The organism is Butyrivibrio sp. ob235 (assembly GCF_900109475.1).
GTDB lineage: Bacteria > Bacillota > Clostridia > Lachnospirales > Lachnospiraceae > Butyrivibrio.
Genome location: NZ_FOBE01000035.1, coordinates 1 through 19,899 on the forward strand (window position 1 = coordinate 1; position 19,899 = coordinate 19,899).

General features: G+C 41.7%; 26 protein-coding genes. 1 reads left to right on the forward strand and 25 read right to left on the reverse strand.

Annotated elements, in window-relative coordinates; all coding sequences use genetic code 11:
- From BMW61_RS18240 to BMW61_RS18280, 9 genes are all read right to left on the reverse strand, one after another.
- On the reverse strand, nucleotides 1-342 hold a 342-nt coding region (locus tag BMW61_RS18240; RefSeq protein ID WP_139176439.1), incomplete at its 3' end, for a GNAT family N-acetyltransferase.
- 26 nt (nucleotides 343-368) lie between these two features.
- Nucleotides 369-644: a hypothetical protein gene (locus BMW61_RS18245; RefSeq protein ID WP_242876809.1), complete on the reverse strand. Its 276-nt coding sequence runs from the start codon at nucleotides 642-644 to the stop codon at nucleotides 369-371.
- Nucleotides 645-658: 14 nt separating this feature from the next.
- A complete protein-coding gene (locus BMW61_RS18250) occupies nucleotides 659-1,066 on the reverse strand; it encodes an iron chaperone (protein WP_091824939.1) in 408 nt (135 codons plus the stop codon).
- Nucleotides 1,067-1,418: 352 nt separating this feature from the next.
- The gene (locus tag BMW61_RS18255) at nucleotides 1,419-1,679 is read right to left on the reverse strand and encodes a hypothetical protein (protein ID WP_091824942.1); all 261 of its coding nucleotides are present in this window, start codon (nucleotides 1,677-1,679) and stop codon (nucleotides 1,419-1,421) included.
- A gap of 13 nt (nucleotides 1,680-1,692) precedes the next feature.
- The gene (locus tag BMW61_RS18260) at nucleotides 1,693-1,983 is read right to left on the reverse strand and encodes a flavodoxin (protein WP_091824945.1); all 291 of its coding nucleotides are present in this window, start codon (nucleotides 1,981-1,983) and stop codon (nucleotides 1,693-1,695) included.
- A complete protein-coding gene (locus BMW61_RS18265) occupies nucleotides 1,923-2,168 on the reverse strand; it encodes a hypothetical protein (RefSeq protein ID WP_139176441.1) in 246 nt (81 codons plus the stop codon). The genes BMW61_RS18260 and BMW61_RS18265 overlap by 61 nt, the downstream gene beginning before the upstream one ends.
- Nucleotides 2,169-2,172: 4 nt before the next feature.
- Entirely contained in the window at nucleotides 2,173-3,015 is an 843-nt protein-coding gene (locus BMW61_RS18270; RefSeq protein ID WP_091824949.1) for an aldo/keto reductase, read from the reverse strand.
- An 18-nt stretch (nucleotides 3,016-3,033) separates the two neighbouring features.
- A complete protein-coding gene (locus tag BMW61_RS18275) occupies nucleotides 3,034-3,243 on the reverse strand; it encodes a nuclear transport factor 2 family protein (protein WP_022762553.1) in 210 nt (69 codons plus the stop codon).
- A gap of 42 nt (nucleotides 3,244-3,285) precedes the next feature.
- Entirely contained in the window at nucleotides 3,286-3,807 is a 522-nt protein-coding gene (locus tag BMW61_RS18280) for a flavodoxin (protein WP_091824952.1), read from the reverse strand.
- A 146-nt stretch (nucleotides 3,808-3,953) separates the two neighbouring features.
- Between BMW61_RS18280 and BMW61_RS18285 the strand changes: the two genes are divergently transcribed.
- A complete protein-coding gene (locus tag BMW61_RS18285) occupies nucleotides 3,954-4,841 on the forward strand; it encodes a LysR family transcriptional regulator (RefSeq protein WP_091824955.1) in 888 nt (295 codons plus the stop codon).
- A 24-nt stretch (nucleotides 4,842-4,865) separates the two neighbouring features.
- Here BMW61_RS18285 and BMW61_RS18290 read toward each other — a convergent pair whose 3' ends face one another.
- The 16 genes from BMW61_RS18290 to BMW61_RS18365 form a co-directional block, all read right to left on the reverse strand.
- Nucleotides 4,866-5,342: a pyridoxamine 5'-phosphate oxidase family protein gene (locus BMW61_RS18290; RefSeq protein WP_091824958.1), complete on the reverse strand. Its 477-nt coding sequence runs from the start codon at nucleotides 5,340-5,342 to the stop codon at nucleotides 4,866-4,868.
- A 52-nt stretch (nucleotides 5,343-5,394) separates the two neighbouring features.
- A complete protein-coding gene (locus BMW61_RS18295) occupies nucleotides 5,395-5,574 on the reverse strand; it encodes a DMT family transporter (protein WP_049946215.1) in 180 nt (59 codons plus the stop codon).
- Nucleotides 5,575-5,808: 234 nt separating this feature from the next.
- The gene (locus tag BMW61_RS18300) at nucleotides 5,809-7,146 is read right to left on the reverse strand and encodes a serine hydrolase domain-containing protein (protein ID WP_091824961.1); all 1,338 of its coding nucleotides are present in this window, start codon (nucleotides 7,144-7,146) and stop codon (nucleotides 5,809-5,811) included.
- A 13-nt stretch (nucleotides 7,147-7,159) separates the two neighbouring features.
- Entirely contained in the window at nucleotides 7,160-8,362 is a 1,203-nt protein-coding gene (locus BMW61_RS18305; protein WP_091824964.1) for a hypothetical protein, read from the reverse strand.
- A gap of 19 nt (nucleotides 8,363-8,381) precedes the next feature.
- Complete coding sequence (locus BMW61_RS18310) at nucleotides 8,382-8,858, reverse strand: GNAT family N-acetyltransferase (protein WP_091825033.1); 477 nt, start codon at nucleotides 8,856-8,858, stop codon at nucleotides 8,382-8,384.
- A gap of 29 nt (nucleotides 8,859-8,887) precedes the next feature.
- On the reverse strand, nucleotides 8,888-10,297 hold the full coding sequence (locus BMW61_RS18315) for an MATE family efflux transporter (RefSeq protein ID WP_091824966.1): 1,410 nt from the start codon (nucleotides 10,295-10,297) through the stop codon (nucleotides 8,888-8,890).
- Nucleotides 10,298-10,519: 222 nt separating this feature from the next.
- Nucleotides 10,520-13,099, reverse strand: a complete 2,580-nt coding sequence (locus BMW61_RS18320; protein WP_091824969.1) for an ABC transporter permease — start codon at nucleotides 13,097-13,099, stop codon at nucleotides 10,520-10,522.
- Nucleotides 13,096-13,791 carry an ABC transporter ATP-binding protein gene (locus BMW61_RS18325; RefSeq protein ID WP_026498877.1) on the reverse strand — a complete coding sequence of 232 codons (696 nt, stop codon included), beginning with the start codon at nucleotides 13,789-13,791 and terminating at the stop codon, nucleotides 13,096-13,098. The genes BMW61_RS18320 and BMW61_RS18325 overlap by 4 nt, the downstream gene beginning before the upstream one ends.
- A 113-nt stretch (nucleotides 13,792-13,904) precedes the next feature.
- Nucleotides 13,905-14,936, reverse strand: coding sequence for a sensor histidine kinase (locus BMW61_RS18330; protein WP_091824972.1), 1,032 nt, complete (start codon nucleotides 14,934-14,936; stop codon nucleotides 13,905-13,907).
- A 66-nt stretch (nucleotides 14,937-15,002) separates the two neighbouring features.
- Nucleotides 15,003-15,713: a response regulator transcription factor gene (locus tag BMW61_RS18335; protein WP_022762541.1), complete on the reverse strand. Its 711-nt coding sequence runs from the start codon at nucleotides 15,711-15,713 to the stop codon at nucleotides 15,003-15,005.
- 189 nt (nucleotides 15,714-15,902) lie between these two features.
- Nucleotides 15,903-16,622, reverse strand: coding sequence for a CPBP family intramembrane glutamic endopeptidase (locus BMW61_RS18340; RefSeq protein WP_091824975.1), 720 nt, complete (start codon nucleotides 16,620-16,622; stop codon nucleotides 15,903-15,905).
- Nucleotides 16,623-16,917: 295 nt separating this feature from the next.
- On the reverse strand, nucleotides 16,918-17,361 hold the full coding sequence (locus BMW61_RS18345; protein ID WP_091824978.1) for a MarR family winged helix-turn-helix transcriptional regulator: 444 nt from the start codon (nucleotides 17,359-17,361) through the stop codon (nucleotides 16,918-16,920).
- Nucleotides 17,348-17,956, reverse strand: coding sequence for an MATE family efflux transporter (locus tag BMW61_RS18350; protein ID WP_175475291.1), 609 nt, complete (start codon nucleotides 17,954-17,956; stop codon nucleotides 17,348-17,350). Before BMW61_RS18350 ends, BMW61_RS18345 begins: the two co-directional genes overlap by 14 nt.
- On the reverse strand, nucleotides 17,943-18,251 hold the full coding sequence (locus BMW61_RS18355; RefSeq protein ID WP_139176443.1) for an MATE family efflux transporter: 309 nt from the start codon (nucleotides 18,249-18,251) through the stop codon (nucleotides 17,943-17,945). Before BMW61_RS18355 ends, BMW61_RS18350 begins: the two co-directional genes overlap by 14 nt.
- Nucleotides 18,252-18,528: 277 nt before the next feature.
- Nucleotides 18,529-19,071 carry a PadR family transcriptional regulator gene (locus tag BMW61_RS18360; protein ID WP_091824986.1) on the reverse strand — a complete coding sequence of 181 codons (543 nt, stop codon included), beginning with the start codon at nucleotides 19,069-19,071 and terminating at the stop codon, nucleotides 18,529-18,531.
- Nucleotides 19,072-19,135: 64 nt separating this feature from the next.
- Nucleotides 19,136-19,864: a 4Fe-4S binding protein gene (locus tag BMW61_RS18365; protein ID WP_091824989.1), complete on the reverse strand. Its 729-nt coding sequence runs from the start codon at nucleotides 19,862-19,864 to the stop codon at nucleotides 19,136-19,138.
- Nucleotides 19,865-19,899: the final 35 nt, after the last annotated feature.

Here is a 19,899-nt window from a genome sequence, read left to right on the forward strand (position 1 = left end):
AGATGAGCCTATTCCCTTACTCCAGTATTTCGGCTCACCTATAAACTGATCCATAGCAAACACTATATGTCCATCGTCAGGATAGTCATATTCATCGAACAATTCACCACTCAATTGATAGGCCTGTGCATATCCGATGGGGGATTTCTTATACTCGATGATCATTCTGAATCCATCTGGAATTTCTTCCAAAAAATGTGCAGACAAAGTATCCATCGTAAACCTGACGTCACGACCTTCGTAATACTCCAGCACTCTCTTATCTGTCAACCATTTAAACATGAGTGGGAGATCTGTTTCCGTAAAATCTCGGATTGTTATTTCATCTTTTTCTATTTTCACGTAATCCTCCCCACAAACTGGAATTTCTAAAGCTCACATACCATGATGAATTCCTCATCATTTTCATTCATGATCCTCGTCCAGACAGCCCCAACTATTTTTCCGTCGTGGATCGCGACGAGGCAGTTGTCTCCAGACTTTGTACCGAAACCATCAGTGTATACGCGCAGCTCCGGTTTCTCTACAATATCTCTCGAAGGCGGCTCCACACCTTTCGGAATGAATATGGCTTCATATAAAAAGTCTTTGAGAAGGCCGAGTTCGTTTTCCCGAATACAACGGAACTCTATTGCGTTCTTCATACCATCTTTACACCTTATTTGGAATAGTTCTCAAAGCACCATTTTGCGATCCTTATGATCAGTGCTTCCGGTAAAGGCTGATCATAGGGGATCCGTATCGTGCCCTTGCTTACGTCATAATCGGAGAGTTCCTCCATAAATACAGCTGTAGCCTCATCACCGGGATAAATGCCCAGATGTTTCTTTGATGCTGCGAAATGAATGATATTACGACCTTTCCAATAAGTGGGCATCGACCAGGAGATCCGTTCCTCCGCGTCCGGTAGTGCATCACGAAGGATCTCCCGGATCTCCATTAATCTGGGCTTATATTTCTCATCCTGGGCAGCAATGTATTCATCAATATTCTGCGGTTTCACACAGTAATGGTCCTGGTTTTGTCTGCTGAACTCTCTGCCGCATTTCGGACATTTCCATGCCATGGCTTCACCTCTTCAAATCTCGATTCTTAATTTCACTGCCTTTAATTATACAGAATCCTTAGTCTTCACGAAATACCCTGGATCCGTCCAGCCATCTATGTCCCTCCTCTCCGTTCCACTTCGGTCGGCGCAAAGCCGATGTCCACTGGACATCGTGCGCCCTGATTTTGGGTAAAAGAAAAGAGCCGATTTCTCGACTCTCTCATTTCAGATATTAATCTTATTAAATTTAGTATTTCAAAAGATCCTCTGTTGTATTTGTCACTCCCAGAAGTTTTACCCCTTTTGGAGTAAACTTCAGATCAACATTCCAGCACTCCACGCCTTTTCCAAGCGCCTCGCGCATCACCGCTTATACTTCTTCAAAATTTGTGCTGAGAAGATGCGGCTTTATTTCAGTAGGCTCATACTGATGCACTGTCAGCAGGATTGCCCTCTCATGATCTTTAAGTGACATTGAATACCGGCACCTGTTCTGTAGAAAAATGAACAGAATAAAGATGAGACTCCCCGCGATCTCATGGAACAACTCTCCTATCAGAGAATATGCCATAAGCAGGGGCATCATGACCGTCATAGAGATATCAATTATGATCCTGATCTTCTTTTTCAAACAGCTCACTCCTCTAATATCCCAGTCCTGCTATCCATTCGCTGACTTTTTTCCTTACACTCTCCTGATCATTCTGACAGTCGTTTCCTCTTATGGCAAGTCCGTCTGAAACCGTTGCATCCGGGCATGCTGATGAGAGCTTCTTATCAAAGCCTGACAGCCCCGATCCTTCATGCGTTGAGAACGGGACTAGTGTTTTGCCTGCAAGACGATCCGCGTTATTTTCAAAGAAAGTGTACATGATCATCGGCCAGTCGCCCCACCAGACAGGCGCACCAATAAATATGGTGAAATACTGTGACAGATCAGGTACCTCCCCTGCATATGCAGGTCTGGCATTATCGTTCTGTTCCTGCTTTGCTCGTTTGCAACTGAATTATCCTGTTTTGCACCATCTTCTACACGGTTATCTGCGCTTCCACATGCGCTAAGACTTATTACCATAAGCGCTGTAAGAAACAGACTTAAGATTCTCACTTTTTTCTTCATATCATTATGCCTTTTCAAAATCAGGTTTCCATCCTGCAAACTGGACCAGCTGCTCATCTGTCCTGTGATAATATCTCTCATTCTTATCAAGTTTAGCGATCTTTCTCATCTCTTCGTCTGTCAGCTTAAAATCGAGAATGTTGAGATTATCCTTAATATGATCCACATTCTTGCTTCCGGGGATCACCACAAATCCCATCTGTGTATGCCAGCGGAGAATGATCTGCGCAGGAGTTTTTCCGTACTTCTTTCCAAGTTCGGCAAAAACCGGCTCATTTATCAGGCTCTTATCGCCGTGTCCTAACGGATACCAGCTCATAAGCTTGATCCCATACTTATCAAGAGTCTTTCGCAGTTCCTTCTGGGTAAAATAAGGATGCGCCTCCACCTGGATAAACTGCGGTGCGATTTCCCACTTCGTCTCAAGTTCTTCGATATACTTTCCTTCAAAGTTAGAGATACCGATGCTCTTTGCCTTGCCTTGCTTATAAGCCTTCTCAAGCAGTCTGTATCCTGCGAGCCAGTTGCCGGCCGGCTGATGGATATAAAGAAGATCTACGTAGTCTACCCCAAGGCGTTCCAGAGTCTCATCCACAGCATTTGGATTTTCATATTCACTGGGCCAGAGTTTGGTGGAAAGAAAGATCTCATCTCTCTTTACTCCGCTATCCTTCATGCCTCTTCCAACGGCCCGCTCGTTTACATATGCATTGGCAGTATCAATTAGGCGATATCCCATCTTAAGTGCTTCTCTTACACTGTTCTCTGCATCGACAGGCGAAAGCATAAAGGTTCCGATCCCGACTGCGGGACATTCCAGTTTATTATTAAGTGTTACATATTCCATTGCATAATCCTCCATTCATTAATATGTTGACGCCTTTGAACTCGTCAATTTCCATGTTCCATTTTCTTTTCTTAAGGTAAAATCTCCCTGCAGTCTCCAGCTTCCCTTTCCTCCACCATAAACCTCTGCGATCACTGTGCTGCATCCGATCATCCTTGCTGTATCTCCATCTATCATGTATTTCCAATAGAGCCTGTATAATTCTCTGATCTGTTCTTCCTCATTCATCGGCTCATTCCCTCTGCTCAGATGGATCCTGCATCCTTCTTCTTAAACCAGTCCGTTTGCTGCAAACCATTTTTTTACGGCATCTTTGGAATCTGCGGCTTTTGAACCCGTGATTGCAAGACCACTCTTTACTGTTGCCCCTTTAGCACATTTCTTTATATCACTCTCACTGGAACCCATACCGCTTCCCTCATTTGTGCAAAGCGGAAGGATGATCTTTCCTGTAAAGTCATATCTCTCAAGGAAAGTTGCGACTGCCATCGGGAAGGTCCCCCAGTAGTTCGGGTAGCCAAGTACTATGGTGTCATACTCATCAATACTATCAAGATAATTTGTAAGCTCAGGTCGTGCATTGTTCTGCTTGTCTTTCTTTGCTTCATCGATGCAGTACATGTATACCGGTGAATATGGATCCTTCATCTCGATCTTGAATGTATCCGCGTCGATCAGCTCTTTCATAAGACCTGCAACGATCTCTGTATTTCCGACCTTTACGTATCTCATTGCTCCGCCGAAATAGTTTTCATCCGCTCTTGAAAAGAATGTAATCAATGTTTTTGCCATCTTAATCTCCTCCGTTTATCTACAGGTGTTCACATTTATTTTTGTTTCTATGACTTGATTATCACGCAAAACACTTGAATAATCCAATTCAAATATCCTATAATTGATTTAATTTTTAAATAGCTGACTTTCAAGGAGATTTATCGATGACAACCAAACAGATAGATTACTGCATAGAACTGGCTCATACCCTTAACTTCAGCCGGGCGGCTGAGAACACATTTGTAAGTCAGCCAACCTTTTCTTATCAGCTAAAGCTTTTGGAGGATGAGGTAGGCTTTAAGATATTTGAAAGAAACGGCAAAGGAGCCACACTCACTCCGGCCGGGGCGCAGTTCGTAACCTATCTTTCCGGTATGCGTGAGGATATGAAACGCGCCATCGAACAGGGACAGAATTTCAGTGCCAGATACAGGGACAACATAACTGTTTCCATGATGGTCAGACAAGCCATATACTTTCTGCCCGAAGCTATCCGCATATTTGAAAAGGAGCAACCCGGTGTCCAGGTTACTCCTCTGTTTCAGTACGATAACGGTGTGGAAAGCTTTTTAAAGGATGAGTCCGACATCCTCTTTGCACTTATAGAACAGACTAAACATATCCCGGGAATCAACATCCACAAACTCTTTGATTCTGGTATCTACCTTATTACCGATAAAAACGATCCTCTGGCTAAAAAGAACATCATCACAGATGAAGACATCTACGGACGCACCCTCATGGTAGGCGGCGGCTCTCCGAACGCTTTACGATCCGTCCAGCAAAAACTAATCTCCTCCGGGAAGATCGAGTATTTTAACAGTCCCGATCACGACTCTACTCTTGTAAATGTCGCATCCGGCAAAGGTATCTGCCTTGCTCCCGGATTCTTAAACGACCATAGCGGGCAATTTGCGTGGATCCCTTATGACTGCAGGGAATGTTTTCACTGCGTCCTATGCACCCACAAGACGGATAGTCGTGAGAGCCTTGCCTCATTTATCAAGACGCTTCAAAAGCTGTACAAAGATGCAGTGGCTTTTCCGCTTTAACGTTCCGATATAACGCGCTTCCACTTATGACTCATTAACCAACTTTCCAGTCATATGTTCAGGTACAAACTCCAGGCATTGAACACGCGGTAATGCGTTCTTTAGCTCCTTTTCCATATATTCTTCATCATCGGTAAACTTTCTGACCAAAGCTGTGCATATTTCTCGCGCCTTTTCTTCATCTTCTACAAGGCCAATCCTGCCAAAAGTAATAACGCTCTTTATATTAAGAGCCCAGTCACCTTCTTTACGATAGCCTTCATCATAAACGCAGTAGCTGGCCTTATCACACGCTTTGATGGAGTCAATCTTATGTCCCTCTTTGGCTCCGTGAAAATAGATTTTCCCATCATCTTCGCAGTACCAGTGATCTATAGGAAGTCCGTATGGGTACCCATCATCACCTATCAATGAAAGTACGCCCCTCTTAGTATTCTTCAGTATTTCTATACACTCTGAATCAGAAATCTGCTGATTAAATCTTCTCATTTTTCTAAACATGGTAAACCTCACTCTTTCGCTAAAATCTTAAGTCCAGCAATTCCAACTACAATCAGAATAACACATATTGTGGCAGTTGTTTCAGCGCTATCGAAAGAAAAACTGCACTGGCTATATATCCTACGCCGGTAATGATCGAAGGTATCAGCAATGAGAAACCGTTCGACATCTTCATGGTTACAGCCCACGTAATCTCAAGAGCACCTGCAATAAACAAATAAATCCACTTCATAGAAACCTCCGTATAATAAAATACGCCATTTCCTTACCTGCTAAGACCTAACGGTAAAGAAATGACGTCAATCCCACTACTCGGTAGCAATGGGCGTCTGTTTATTTTGTTTCATCAACTATACTTGGTAACAAGCTATTTTGTCAATAATACTGTAATTGATGCTGTTTTATTTCCATAGCTTTTACCTATTACCTTGAATGCTTTTTTCATGTATATCTCCCTTGAATGTTATCATTTTTGTTTCCAACGCCCACAACCAATGAGCCAGGCTGCTAATGCCAATATGCTAATGATCATCAATCCAAAACTATAGGGCATCCAAACAAACATGAACCTGTAGCTAATATGCGAGATTATAGGAATCAAAATCAGCAAGGTCAAAATAAATAATCCACCGCATATGCATAATTTCTTTCTTTTATATTGCAGCAATAACGCGATGTACAAAATCAAAAGTATTCCCATTACAAATAAGAAGTCTTGAAGCTCGTGACCTGACACACAAAGTCCAATCTTTGCATTCATTCCCATGTGCATCCCAAAAATGCAGTCAGCTATTCTTGTGGCGATATCACCGGCAGAAGCAGATAAGACAAAAACCCCAAGATCACGCTCTCTCGAAATAATGACCTGCGTACTGTAATTAGGATTGTTTCCCCCATGGTGTACAGTCTCCGGATATAGATTCCAACCTGCATAGTAATTGTTCGTGTCTGTTATCGGAAAAGAGCCAAAATCAATATTTCCCCTGACATATCTCATCCATTTGACCAGATCAGTAGTATCCGACACAAGGTAACCCGCTGCAGTATTTCCATAATAAGTTGGAGCATCATATTTCCATGTTCTAAAAAAGCCTGCCTTACGCCCAGCAAAGATACGCTGTCTGTCAGAATCGGTAATCCTGAAAAATGACTCATTCATTCCTACATCTTTAAGAACAGTCTCGGTAATATAATCCTCATATTTTTGCCCAGTAACCTTCTCGATAATAAGTGCAAGCACATCATAATTGATTGTTGCGTATTCATGAACTTCGCCGGGTGCGTGAGCAAGTTTAACATCAGCGATTTTTCTAACTGTCTCCTCTATGGTTATCTCACCTTCGCTGCCCTCCGGGATAAGTGATATTGTCCACACCGGAATCCCGCTTGAATGATCCATAAGATGTCTGACTGTGACTACAGCATCGGAGCCTTTATACTGTGGTCTGAACCAGTCTATATAGTCTGTGACAGGCGAATCCGGATCAATCAAACCTTCTTCCTCAAGATTAAGGATTCCAAGCCCTGTGAATGCTTTTGTCGTCGACCCCAATTCAAAAAGCGTATGCTCATCCACAGTTTTCCCATCAATTTCACAATGTTCCAGAAATACATCTTCATCGCCGTCAATTATTCCTACAGCAACAGCCCTGTTATGTGTCATACTGCAAATTCTGTTTATATATTCCTGTTCATTTTGCTGGGTATATTCTTTTGAATCGTAATGTAAAATTAAAAAGATAGCCGTCGTAGCTATCATAATTATCAGAAGTATTCTTCTGAGTATTATTTTGATTCTTTTCATATATTCTCTCAATTTAATGTATCGAACAGATCCTAATCTTCTTGTTTATCGTGAGAACGCCCCACGCCTTTCTATTTGCCGGAGATGCCGGCGGAATGAATACGCCCTCTCTTATTACGCTGCTCTCTACCCTGCCAAGGTTCGTGATGCAATGGCCGTCACGCTTTTCATAGCCGAACATCTTGCTGCCGACAAATCTGCCGGCTTTGCTATCAAAGCTTCCAAGAGTCGATATAGCTATGGCATCGAGAAGCTCAGGATCCATATTGAAATAGCACGAGAGAACGAGCATCTCTCTATCGGGCTTACTGATGATGTTCCTGACTTCATGATCTACGGCTTTGGCGAGTTCCATGATCTCAGAACTTCTCTTCTTAACCACCACTCCAAATGCAGTAGCATAATTTCCAAGAGCACCTTCTTTATAGTTTTTAATCTTATTCCTTATGTCGGAAGCTATGACCACCTTATCTGTACCCTCATCGATCATCATCTTGGCGATAAGATAGTCGTTGAGCGATACGCCATTTCCTCTGCATAAATCAAGGAGCGTATCAAGCTCTTCTCCGTCTACATTCTTTATCTCGCGCTTTATATCCTGCTTTGAATCATATTCACGCTCAAACTTAAGGTACTCGTCGTAGCTAACCTTATGAGCTTCTTTACGCCACTTTTTATTGGAATTCTCTATCAGCATCTTGCTGATAAGCCCAAGGTCACTGCCGCTTGGAAGATCATCAAGACTTTCCATAAGCTTCTCGAAGGCGTATTGCGGCCGAGCACCGTTCGAATAATAATCCGCAAACTCCTGCACCAACTGGAGAAGTCCTCTTCCATCGCAAAGAAGATGATGAGTTATAAAAAGAACCCTCGCTCCGCTCTCAGAAGGATAAGCAAAGACCTTGAGCAGTGCCTCCTTTTGAACGTTCCACCCGGCTGAAGATACCGCATCATAATCGGTCTGCCAGTTCTCGCCTGCCTCTTTTATGGTTACCGGAATCTCAAGTTCCGGATGCTCCTCATAATATATCCCGGAACTTCCCTGCTCCTCTGCTATCAGACTTGTCATAAGCGGATGAGCTGATTTAAGAACACCTATACCCTCGATGATCCTGTTCGCATCAAACCCCGCCCCAATCTCTGCCATGATGCCAAAATGCATATTCGGACACATATAGTGCGCCCTTTCCGTATATAAGTATTTCCTATCTGCCATGAGTCTGTCTTTCCTCTTATTAAAAATTCATTTCCAGTTCCAGGCAATCCCAGGTTTCGCCGTTTATCTCATAGGTATCGGTATCCGGAAGATCTTTAAATCCAACTGCTTTGTAACAATAATATGCCGGCTCGTTGTTCTTAAATACACCCAAAGACACCTTTTTTGCACCATATATTTCTTTTGCAAAAACAAGCCCCAGCTGAAGCATCCTTTTGCCATAGCCTTTGCCTCTGATTTCAGGATTTACAATTACAAAACCAAACCTTAATTCATCATGAGACTTAGTAGGTCTTCGCATTGTGAAAAAGCCGACTATCTCATCATCGTCTACTGCCGTAAATGCCATCAGATTGCTTACTTCATTAAACTGTTCCGCTGTAAGAGGGAAGCTTCCAAGTACTCCTGCTGTCCACTTGTAAAATGCAGTTTCATCACTTGTCCAACTTAAAATTGTTTCCGCATCATTTTTATTATATGGTCTTAGTCTTAGCATGCATTTTTCCTCCATTCCAATCCTCTCATTCACCCTGCTTTTGCCGGTTCCAGATTAGAGTGCTCCACGGTAAGATTTTTGAGCCAGCGCTCTTTTTTCAGCCAAAGATGGAATATTCCAATCTTTACAATGTCCAGGATTTTTACACAAAGATACATCTGCACGGGACCGATATTAGTGTATCTGCCGAGCAAAAGCAGCATGGGCAGCATTACCATTATCGTTATTCCGGCATCTGCATAGGCGCCCATCTTTGTATCGCCGCCTGCTCTTGCAACTGCCTGCTGAGCGTTAATGAATACCCATACAGGCATGAAGAACGACATAAGTATTACCATGTTTCTGGAAATTGTAATGGCGTTGGGACTAAGTCTTACATAAACAATCGGTACAATAAACGTAGTTGCAAAACCCACGAAAGTCATGGCAAATCCAAAAACAGCAGAACCTGACAAAAGCCATGTCTTTTCCCTGCGTGCCTTATTTAGATTGCCCTCGCCGAGTGTCTTGCCGATTATGACACTTGTTGCTGAGTATATTCCGCTAAATGCAACAAAGAAAAGATTGCCTATTGCAAAGCTTGAAGCCATTCCGGAAACCACATCTGCGCCGCCCCTACCATTGTAGATAGCTGTAGTTAAGGTCTCCGAAAGAACCCAGGTCATCTCGCAGAACAGCATCAAAGCGCCCTTTTTAAATATATCTCTAAATATACTACCATCAATTCTAAAGTCTCTGCCAACATTAACAGCAAACTCCGGACTGGCCTTAAAATATATAATAGCAAAAATTATAAACTCCAGGGTCCTTGCAATTACTGTGGCAAGAGCTGCTCCTCTTACTCCAAGTGCAGGAAATCCCAAGTGGCCATAAATAAGCAGGTAGTTGAGCACTGTGTTTGTGAGCGTTGCTATAACGGTCACGACAAGTGGGGTCTTCACTTTTCCCATATCTCTAAGTGAACTTGCAATACATACTGAAAGTGTCATCGGAGCTCCGATAAGTGACATAATCCTGATGTACTTTACAGCTTCATCAAGAATGAGCTCTGCCTGCGTATTTCCAATTAACATAAGAGAAAGTATTTCTCTGGGATATACCAGGCAAACCAAAAAGTACGGAATCATTGCCGCGAAGCTGATTATCACCTTAAAAAGAAAGGCCTGTTGCATTCCGGATTTGTCCTTCGCACCAAAAAACTGAGTCAGGAAAATGCCGCCTGCAATGCTAATTGTGCTGACAAATACCATGAAAATAAAAAGCACCTGTCCTGCCACGTTAACTCCTGACATGGATATATCGCCAAGTCCCGATACCATAAAATTATCTATCAGTGAAACCATGCTCTGTATGAGCTGCTGAAGCATTATCGGCACAGCTATAGCAAGAGCACTTATATAAAATTTTAAACTTCCAAATACTTTATTCTTTTCCCTCATTTTCTTATACCTCTTTAAATGAATATCTCATACCGGAAATATACAGCCAAAATAGAAACAGCCCCATCATTACACTGATTTGGGGCTGTTCTGCACTTATTTAATTTTCAAAAACAGTTTTATTATCTTACCTGCAACTGCGCAAATGAGACATAGTGTTTAACATCGAATTCTTCTATCAATGTCTGAAATTTGCATAGTTTTGGTTTCTCCGTTTTTTATTTATACTGCATCCTCTTTAAGGGCTTCTATGATGTTGTCATCCTTGATCTTACTGATGCTGAGAGCCATACTGAGTCCCAGAATACCAAATACAGCGATCGTTGTGACAACGTACATAAGAAGATCCGGATTGAAGGTGTGCAGCCTTGTGTCGAAAGTTGTAAACATAAGGTAGCTCAGCAAAAGAGATATACTAATTCCCCAAACAAGTGCCTTAATTCCGTAAAGAAGCGTTTCAAGCCTTATCATCTTCTTAAAGCCACTGTTTTCAAGGCCTACTGATTTGTACATTGCAAACTCTTTTCTCCTAAGGAGCACTCCTGTTGAGATCGTGTTCACAATATTTGCGATAGCGATCAGTGTAAGAAGAATTGTGAACCCATACATAGCGGTCTTAAGCATAAGTGTGATGGTATCCATAGCCTTTACTGCATCTGTAAGGTCTCCGCAGTAATAGCTGTGATATCCATCGCTTTCCAAAAGTGCGTAAATTCTGTCATGAACCACTTCATGATCAGCTGTTTCAACCCCCAGATCCATAGTGAGCTTATCTTCCGGCAGTACTTCTTTTGCCTTCTCATAATACATGGAAACAGGTACAAATGCAGCGATGTTGCCCTTAGGTGATAGATCAAAGGTCTTGTTATTTTCATCATATCTTACAAAAGCTGCAATCTCTATTGCAGGTGGATACCCCTGCACCTTGTCGTAATGAAGAACTTGTCCTAAGATTCCATCATTAAAGACTTCACTGGATTTCTTTTCCCTGAAATAATCGTTAAGCAAAACGCCCTTCAGAGTATCACCGTAGTATTCATTTTTGTCCAGCCCATTGTCTTCAAGGATCTTGTTAAAGTCTTCATCATCAACTATGACAACATCCATTCCGCTAAAATACAGATCTGCAAATCCGGGCAAAAGAAACTTCGAATCAGCAATATCAGTATTGGCCAGTTCTATCTGTGACTCAGGAGCTTTTTTAAACCTAAACTGGATCATGCTGGCGCTGTAAACATCATCTACGTCTTCCATCTCGCTTATGGCGCTTCGGAGTCTGTCACTTTCGGAAAACGAGCAGGATGCTACAAGCTGGTATGGAATGTTAATCTCATAATCATTGGCTCTTGCTATGGAATTGCAGAAATAGTTTATTGTGAGGAACAGGATCACTGAAACTGCAATAGTAGCGGTAATGACTTTTCCCTTCACACCATTTCTTTTTATGTTCTTATAAGCAAGCTCTCCTTCATATCCGAAGATTTTACGGATAATAGGATTTACACGAAGGCTCTTTGCTTTTACTTTTACCACATTGCTCTGCCTCAGCGCATCAATAGGCATAACCTTGGCTGCTCTTATAGCCGGAACAAAAGTTGAAATAAGAATAGTAAGTGCTGCAAAAAACACGATGGCTGCGATTACAGACGGTTCACAAACAACAGGTATGCTTCCTCTGAGTCCCTCTGCCCCTACAAACATGTCAGCTTCAAGGATCTTGCTTCCAAGGACTGACAGCGTGATCTTTGTTCCCAGATAGCCAAATAGAAGTCCCAAAGGAATACCGATCATTCCGAGAACAAATCCCTCATAGTAAATCGAAAATCTCTTTTGCTTAGCTGTAGCTCCAACGCTGGCCAGCATCCCAAGGTATCTCATTCTCTCTGTGAGGGACATGCCTATGGAATTGAAGATCAGGATGACTGATGTGGCAATAACAATAGCAAGGGCAACAGCCATCATTACGAAAAATGATCTGTATGCACCGCCACTTCCCTCAAAAGCGAAACAGCTAAGGAGATACTCTGTGTTGTAATCGCACTTTGCTATTTCATAATCTGAGGCGATGCTCTTTAGCTGCTTAAGTGCAGTGTGATTGCAATTTTTCAGAGTGATAATTACCTGCGTCTTATCTTTTTCAGGGAAAAAGCCTTCATCTAAGCCGCGGAGAATGTCCCAGCTCCCGGTAGGTCTATTCCCGTGAAGAATTGCAGTCACTGTGCAGGTCTCGGTTGAAAGAGCTTTGAACTGTTCATCTGATCTGTAATTCCCACCAAGGTATATGAGCCCTTCCAGTTCATCGTATGTATATCTGTAGCCCTGTTCAAAGGTAAGGGTATCACCAATCTTCAGGTTCTCCAGACCATTGTCGATCAGGAACTGCTCCTCAATTGCTATCTCTGAAGAGTTCTTTGGAAGCTGTCCATCATAGTCAGTTACCACCCTCATAGTCATATAGTCATAATCTGCATGCATGGTATTTCCTACGCAGAAGCGCTCATCCTTACCACTTAGTAGCCTTACTCCGGTTACTGTTTCCTCTATATCGCAGAGTCCTACGCTATCAATTCTGTCGTCCTCTTTAAGCTCATTGAATTGCTGCTGCGTGATCTCACTGAACTGGGCATGTGCATTTCCATCCGACTGTATGGATATAAATCCAAAAAACTTAAAGAAAGAAAATACGCCAAGGACAATTGCACTTATAAGTGCTGTGGACGCTGCGATTCCAAGAATTGTTACAACGGATCTTTTCTTGTTTCCAAGAAGATGTCTTAGTGTCAGGGTTGATACAATATTCATGATGCCATCACCCCTTCCTGCTTACTGTCGCGGGTGATCTGTCCATCCTCAATTGTAATTACTCTGTCTGCAGAAAGAGCGATCCTTTCATCATGAGTAATAATGATAACCGTCTGATTGTTTTCCTTATTGAACTTACGTAGAAGAGCTATGATTTCCTTACTGTTCTCAGAATCGAGGTTACCTGTAGGCTCATCTGCAAGAAGCAGAGCCGGATGATTCATTAGTGCCCTTCCTATAGATACTCTCTGCTGCTGACCTCCGGAGAGCTGATTGGGAAGATGTGATAATCTCTCTTTTAATCCAAGCTTCTCTACCAGGTCACTCAGCAGCTTCTTATCAGGCTTTTTCCCATCCAGCAAAATCGGAAGCGTCATGTTTTCTTCCACATTCAGGATTGGGATAAGATTGTAAAACTGATAGATAAGTCCGATGTTCCTTCTTCTAAAAATTGCCAGCTTGGTCTCATCAAGCTTTCCAATATCTGTTCCTGCGATATTACAGGTTCCCGATGTAGGAACGTCTACTCCGCCAAGGATATGAAGCAGCGTTGATTTTCCTGAACCGGAGGGGCCAACTATCGCCACGAATTCTCCCTGTTCTATATCAAAAGAGACGTTCTTAAGCGCATCAACTCTTGTCTCTCCTGTTCCATATACTTTGCAAAGGTTTCTGATTTCCAAAATGTTCATTTCTTTTGTCTCCCTTCTCATTCATTTGTTGCTCATGAGAATAGGTTATTATTTTCAACTTACAATCAAGTGACTTTTTGATTACATTTTTGTAATATTCCGAGTCTTGTCTCTTAAATAATCGTCTTATAGAATCTCACAGAGAACCTTGTTCCCTCGCCTTCAGTACTCTCCACTATGATATCTCCGTGCTGACCGGTAATAATAGTTTTGGCTAGAGCAAGACCTATACCTACACTGTCTTTTCCTGCGTTTTTTCCTTTATAGAATCTTTCAAAAATATGAGGAAGGTCCTCTTCTGCTATTCCACAGCCGGAATCTTCAATGGATATTTCCTTGTAAATATTTGTGTCATTTACATTTATTGATAGTGCACCTCCGTCATCCATATGTTCAATGCAGTTTTTCACAATGTTCTGAAGAGCTTCTACTGTCCAATTTATATCACACTTAATATCAATGTCGTTTGCAGGTGCGTTATCATATCTTGAATCAGCTGAATATTTGCATGAATAGCTAATATTCTTAAGTTCCATCTGAATCTCAAAAGGCTTTATCACTTCCTGAATCAGAGCCTCTGCTTTTACTTCTTCCGGTTTCATGGTGATCGTGCCTGCATCAATCTTGGACAACTTCAAAAGTGTTTGAATAAGCCAGTTCATTCTGTTCAGCTGATTAGACTGTGTCTGCAAAAACTGCACTCGCTTTTCCTTATCATCCTCTGTCTTAAGAAGATCATTCATGACGATCATGGATGTCAGCGGAGTCTTAAGCTGATGACTGATATCTGCTATTGCACCCGCCAAGGCCACCTTATCTTTGGACAAAAGTTCTTTCTGATAATTCAAGGTTGAGGTAGCTTTATAGATGTTCGTCTTAAGAAGAGACAATTCACCCTCTTCCTGATCTAGTATGCCCGGAGCTTCATCTCCTGCAAGCACATTTACAAGATATGAATTAAGAGCATCTATATCGTCGTATCTGCGCTTGGTCAAAATGGCAAAAACCCATAGTAATCCAAATCCCAATAACATCAATAAAATAAATGCGGCTATGCCACAAATCACATATCCGCATACGGAAGCAGCAACTGTAAATACAGCTGCTGCAATTATCAAAATTTTAAAATCTTTGTTTTTTAACATTCCACAATCCCCAGTCCATCTATTCCAGTTACTTTTTTGTTAAATGTCTAAAATGCACTTCTTTTCCTACTTCTCCACAATATATCCAAGTCCTCTGACTGTTTTTATAACCTGAGGATTTGTCGGATCCTTTTCAATCTTATCCCTTAGTCTTTTTATATAAACAGTAAGCGTATTATCATTTACAAAATCTCCGCTCACATCCCACATATCTTCAAGAAGCTGACTCCTTGACATTACATTTCCTCTGTTGTTGCAGAAGGCAAGAAGAAGCCGGTATTCCAAAGCTGTAAGCTCGACCGTTTCCTCTTTTCCTGAAGACTCATCAAGCACACCAACCTTGGCTTCATTTGTATGAATTCGAACATTTTTTATCTCAAGAATTCCGTTCTCCTCAGAGCCGGAAGATGCCGCACTTTTTCTGCTCCTTCTAAGGACAGTCCTGATTCTGGCCATAAGCTCATTAATCCTGAAGGGCTTACACACATAATCATCTGCCCCCATCTCCAGGCCCATGACAACGTTTACTTCAGCATCACTTGCTGTCAAAAAGATTACCGGTGTATCTTCCTTTTCTTTGATATATTTGCAGACATCATACCCATTTCCATCCGGAAGATTGATATCCAAAATGCACATATCAAAAGTATTCGATTTCCATGTTTTAAGCGCATCTGCCTTAGTTCTCACATGGATGACTTCATAGCCCTCTTTTTCCAGGGAATACTTTAGCCCCATTCCTATGGCATCATCATCTTCCAACAAAAACAGCTTCATTCTCATATACTCCTTTGTTTACTCCCGAAGCAGTATTATTCATTCTTCAACAAACATCCCCGTCAGCTTCGGAACGTTAAACCTATTTATAAAAAGATTGCACTTACACAGAAACGTATAAAAGGCATGTCTGCCTTCCCCTGCGAAGGATTCATAATTTGCCTGTCCTACATGCACTTAGCACAGCTATCACTGAATTTCATTATTGGTCTCCACTTTAATCCTTGCAAGATATATGCAATAGACTACCGCAACAACAATGGTAGTTACAATATAAATCTGATCCACAAGTGCGTTGTCTGCTCCAAACAATGAAAAAGCATCTATCATTGAATGAGCTATTATGCACGGCCAAAGACTTCCGCTCTTATAAAAAACAAACGTAAGAATAAATCCCCAGGCAACAGCAAAGATTACCTGCAGGATAGTTTCAAAGCTTGTCTGTCCTGCAAACAGGTTAATAATGTGCCCCATACCAAATGTCAGTGCAGAAACAATTATAGCAACGGATGTCCTTTCCTCTGACAGCATTGCTTTAAAAAGAAATCCTCTAAATATCATCTCTTCCACGAACCCAACTAAAATCATGGACAGTACTGCGAAAACCATCTCTATTCCGAGGTAGGAAAGTGCAAAGCCATCCCATAGATTCCCGGTTGCCAGTATCCACATAGGGATAAAGAACAGAAATCTTCCGATGTCTCTTGGCCATGAGGCTATTCCACACTCTTTTTCAAGGTGATTCATCTTTACAAAAAGAGTAATTCCCACTGCAAAGGCATTTATGCCAAGAAACATTGCTATGCTCTGATAGCCGAAATTCCCTTTTAGATTGGTCATAACTACGCAGTACAGAACAATCCACAATACAGCAAACCATACCCTATTCTTCTCATAAAATTTTCTCATTGCTACTCCTTTTCAATCAAATAGCTGTCCCGTTTTTGCCTCACCGGCTAAACAGCCTTTGTTATAACTATTATTATATGCTCAGAAAAGAAAGTCATTACTAAGTTTCACTAATAATGCACTGTTTTTCACTGATTTATCATGAATAGATAAGCTCATTTACCTCAATATGAGGATTTCTTCTTCCACCGGGCAAAGTGATATTTTCATTCTGTTTTCTCCTTATATGTTTAGTTCTAAACTGTATAGTTGCTATACTCATTTGCTATAAAAAATGTGGTGACTAAAAAGCCACTCACATTTTATCCAGTGCGTCATCAAATGCTTTTAGAAACTGCTTCATGCTCTCCAACGTTTCCTCCGGTATCTGATCAAGCATTTTCTCATACATAGTCCCCATATTTTCATGGAGCTTTCGATGCTCGCTTCTCGCTTTTTTCCCTTTCTTTGTAAGGTAAAGGCTCACAGCTGCATCCGAGTCCGGAGACACTCTCTTCTCTACAAGTCCCTTATCCACAAGCTTATAAATCATCTGAGATGCAGCCCCCTTGGTGATGCCACGCATCTTAGCCAGTTGAGTGATACCTATTCCTTCGTAGTCTCCAACTATAGCTATAGTGTGAATCTCAGGCTGTGTCAGGATTATATCCTTGCAGTATACTTGCGGTTTTTTCTCAAACTGATTGTACTTATGGATGATACGTTCCATTAACCAGGCTAATTCCTTATAGTCCTTCATATAGCGGTCCCCTTATGGTGTCGTGTTTTTTATTCAATAATTGTACCATAATGGTCGCAACAATAAACGCCAGGATATGACTTAGCAGGAACGCAAACCAGATGCCATGAAGTCCAAAGACACTTCTTAAAATGACCGCCGCCGGTATTCTGATTACTACATAGTAGAGAACGAGAAGCACCATCGCCATTGAGGGATTCCCAAGTCCGGTAAGATATCCCTGTATGCAGCTTGTAAGCATATATAACACATAGCCAATGCTTATTATCTTAAAGAACACAGCTACGACTTCTGCTGTACCACGACCCTGCCCGAAAAGAGCTGTGAGCTGTCCGGAAAAGATAATTACCAAAACGCTGATTGCTGCAATAAGGCTGCCTCCAAGAACAAGCCCCGCCTTAAGATAATCTCCTGCCCTGTCATATCGCTTAGCTCCGACGCATTGTCCAACTATGGCTGTTATAGCCATGCACATTCCTGTTGTAGGCATGAACATGATAAGCTCAAGATTCCTGGCAACTCCGAATCCTGCTATTGCATCGATTCCAAAGGGTGTGATAAAAGAGATCATGATGGCTGAACTAAGCGCCGGCAAGTCCATACATCCTGATAAATACCGGATCCAGGATTGCATTAAAGATTGCTGTTAAGATCATCCCTTTCATCTGGAACGACGGATCACCAAAGGCTCTGAAAATTGAAGTAAACTGCATATACAGGAAAAGCGCTGTGTTACCGATAAGATACAGGCTCAGGTACAGGGCAGCATCGGCAAAGACCTGCTGAGGAGTTCCCATGATAGTAAGGATTGGTTTAACCAACAACTCACTATTGCGGTTCCTGCCGTGAGTGCCGACATTCCATGTTCTCCCAAGAGATTTCCTACCCACAAGCTGTCGACCATACTGTAGATCATTGTAAGTGTCATCGCTGCAAACAGCGGCATAAACATTTTCATCAGTGACTTGTATGTTTTTCCATTTATAAAGTCTATTTTGCTGTTCATCGTTTTTCTCTCCTTTACTTCGTTACGCGTAGAGCCATATTATGTATAGTTTATATACTGTATAGTAACTATACTCTATAGATGAGAAAAAACTTGGTTTACACTTGTTTAGTCTATTTTTACACTGATTTATCTTATCGCTATCTGTTTTGATTCAGATCTTAACCATCTCTCAGAAGTTTTTTTGCCTTGGCGCACCACTTAAGATACGCCTCGTAGGTGTCAATTCCAAAAGTCACTGTTAGATAATAGAAAATGTGATCCTCTTCATCCAGCACTTTTTCCAGATTATCTTTATACATGTTTAGTACTGTCAGGTTGCACTTAACATCCTCCTCAAAAATTTGGATATTCCTGATTGCAAGACTCCTATCTGCAGCCCCACCAAAATATAGTTTCAAGAGAGTTTCATATCGAAGTTCATTGGAAGTCTGCTCCTCCTGTAGCCATGCCTGAAGAGCCTTGATTCCCTGCTTGGTGATATGATAAGGTATTTTCTCCCTGCCCCCGGTCTTAGAGTTCTTCTTTTTTGAAACAAGTCCTTCTTTCTCCATTGCAGTCAGCGCGGGATAGATATTTCCAAAGCTGCCTTTCCAGAAAAAGCCTATCGCTCCATCCAGCCTCTTTTTAATATCATATCCGGTAAGGTCTTCGTGGGATAAAAGACCTAATATAACAACATCTATCTTCCTGTCTTTTGCCATGTCTTTTCTCCTGATTTTTTTCGTGACGATTTACTTCAAAAGCAGTTATTACCTCTAAGAGCAATTATTTCCAAAGCAGCTTATATTTCAGAACTGCTTTAGGACATTCGTCGACACAAGCGCCGCACTGAATACACTCGCTGCATTTGGCATTCTTTCCCTCTGCCACAAGTTTTTTGACATCAAGTCCCATAGGGCAAGCTCTGCTGCACTTTCCACAGGAAATGCATTTGTCCTTGTCTGCTTCAATATGGAGCTGTGGCAGATGCAGGAATCTGCCTATACTGCTGCCTATCACCATAAATGGCGCCATCCAACAGATGTAATGGCAGGCCGCTCTTCTGCCATGGATCAGCGCAGGCAACAGTAATAAAAATATAACGCCGTAATAAATAACATAGTTGTATATGCTTGCAATTGATATGCCATGATCCGTCATGTAGAAAGGGTTAATGGTCACATCATTCTTCCCCATCACAAATGTAGCAATCACTGTACATATCCAGATAATCCATATCACATATTTGATTTTATCACGTTTCCCCTGTTTTGCAGGCTTATCATTTATCCGCTGCGCGCATTCCTGAAGCCCTCCCGCGGGGCATAGATATCCGCACCAGACTCTTCCGAAAAACATCGAAAATACCAGCATCGCTACAAACACAATGAAGCTGCCGTTTATAATATGTTCCATCGCCGCATTTATGATTATGTAGGGCGAGAAATACCACATTGTAATTGGGAAGAGAAGTAATGATATTAGTAGAGTCGTTTTTCTTATTCTTTGTCGCATAACTGTAATCTCCTTTTGATTTGCACTAATAGATA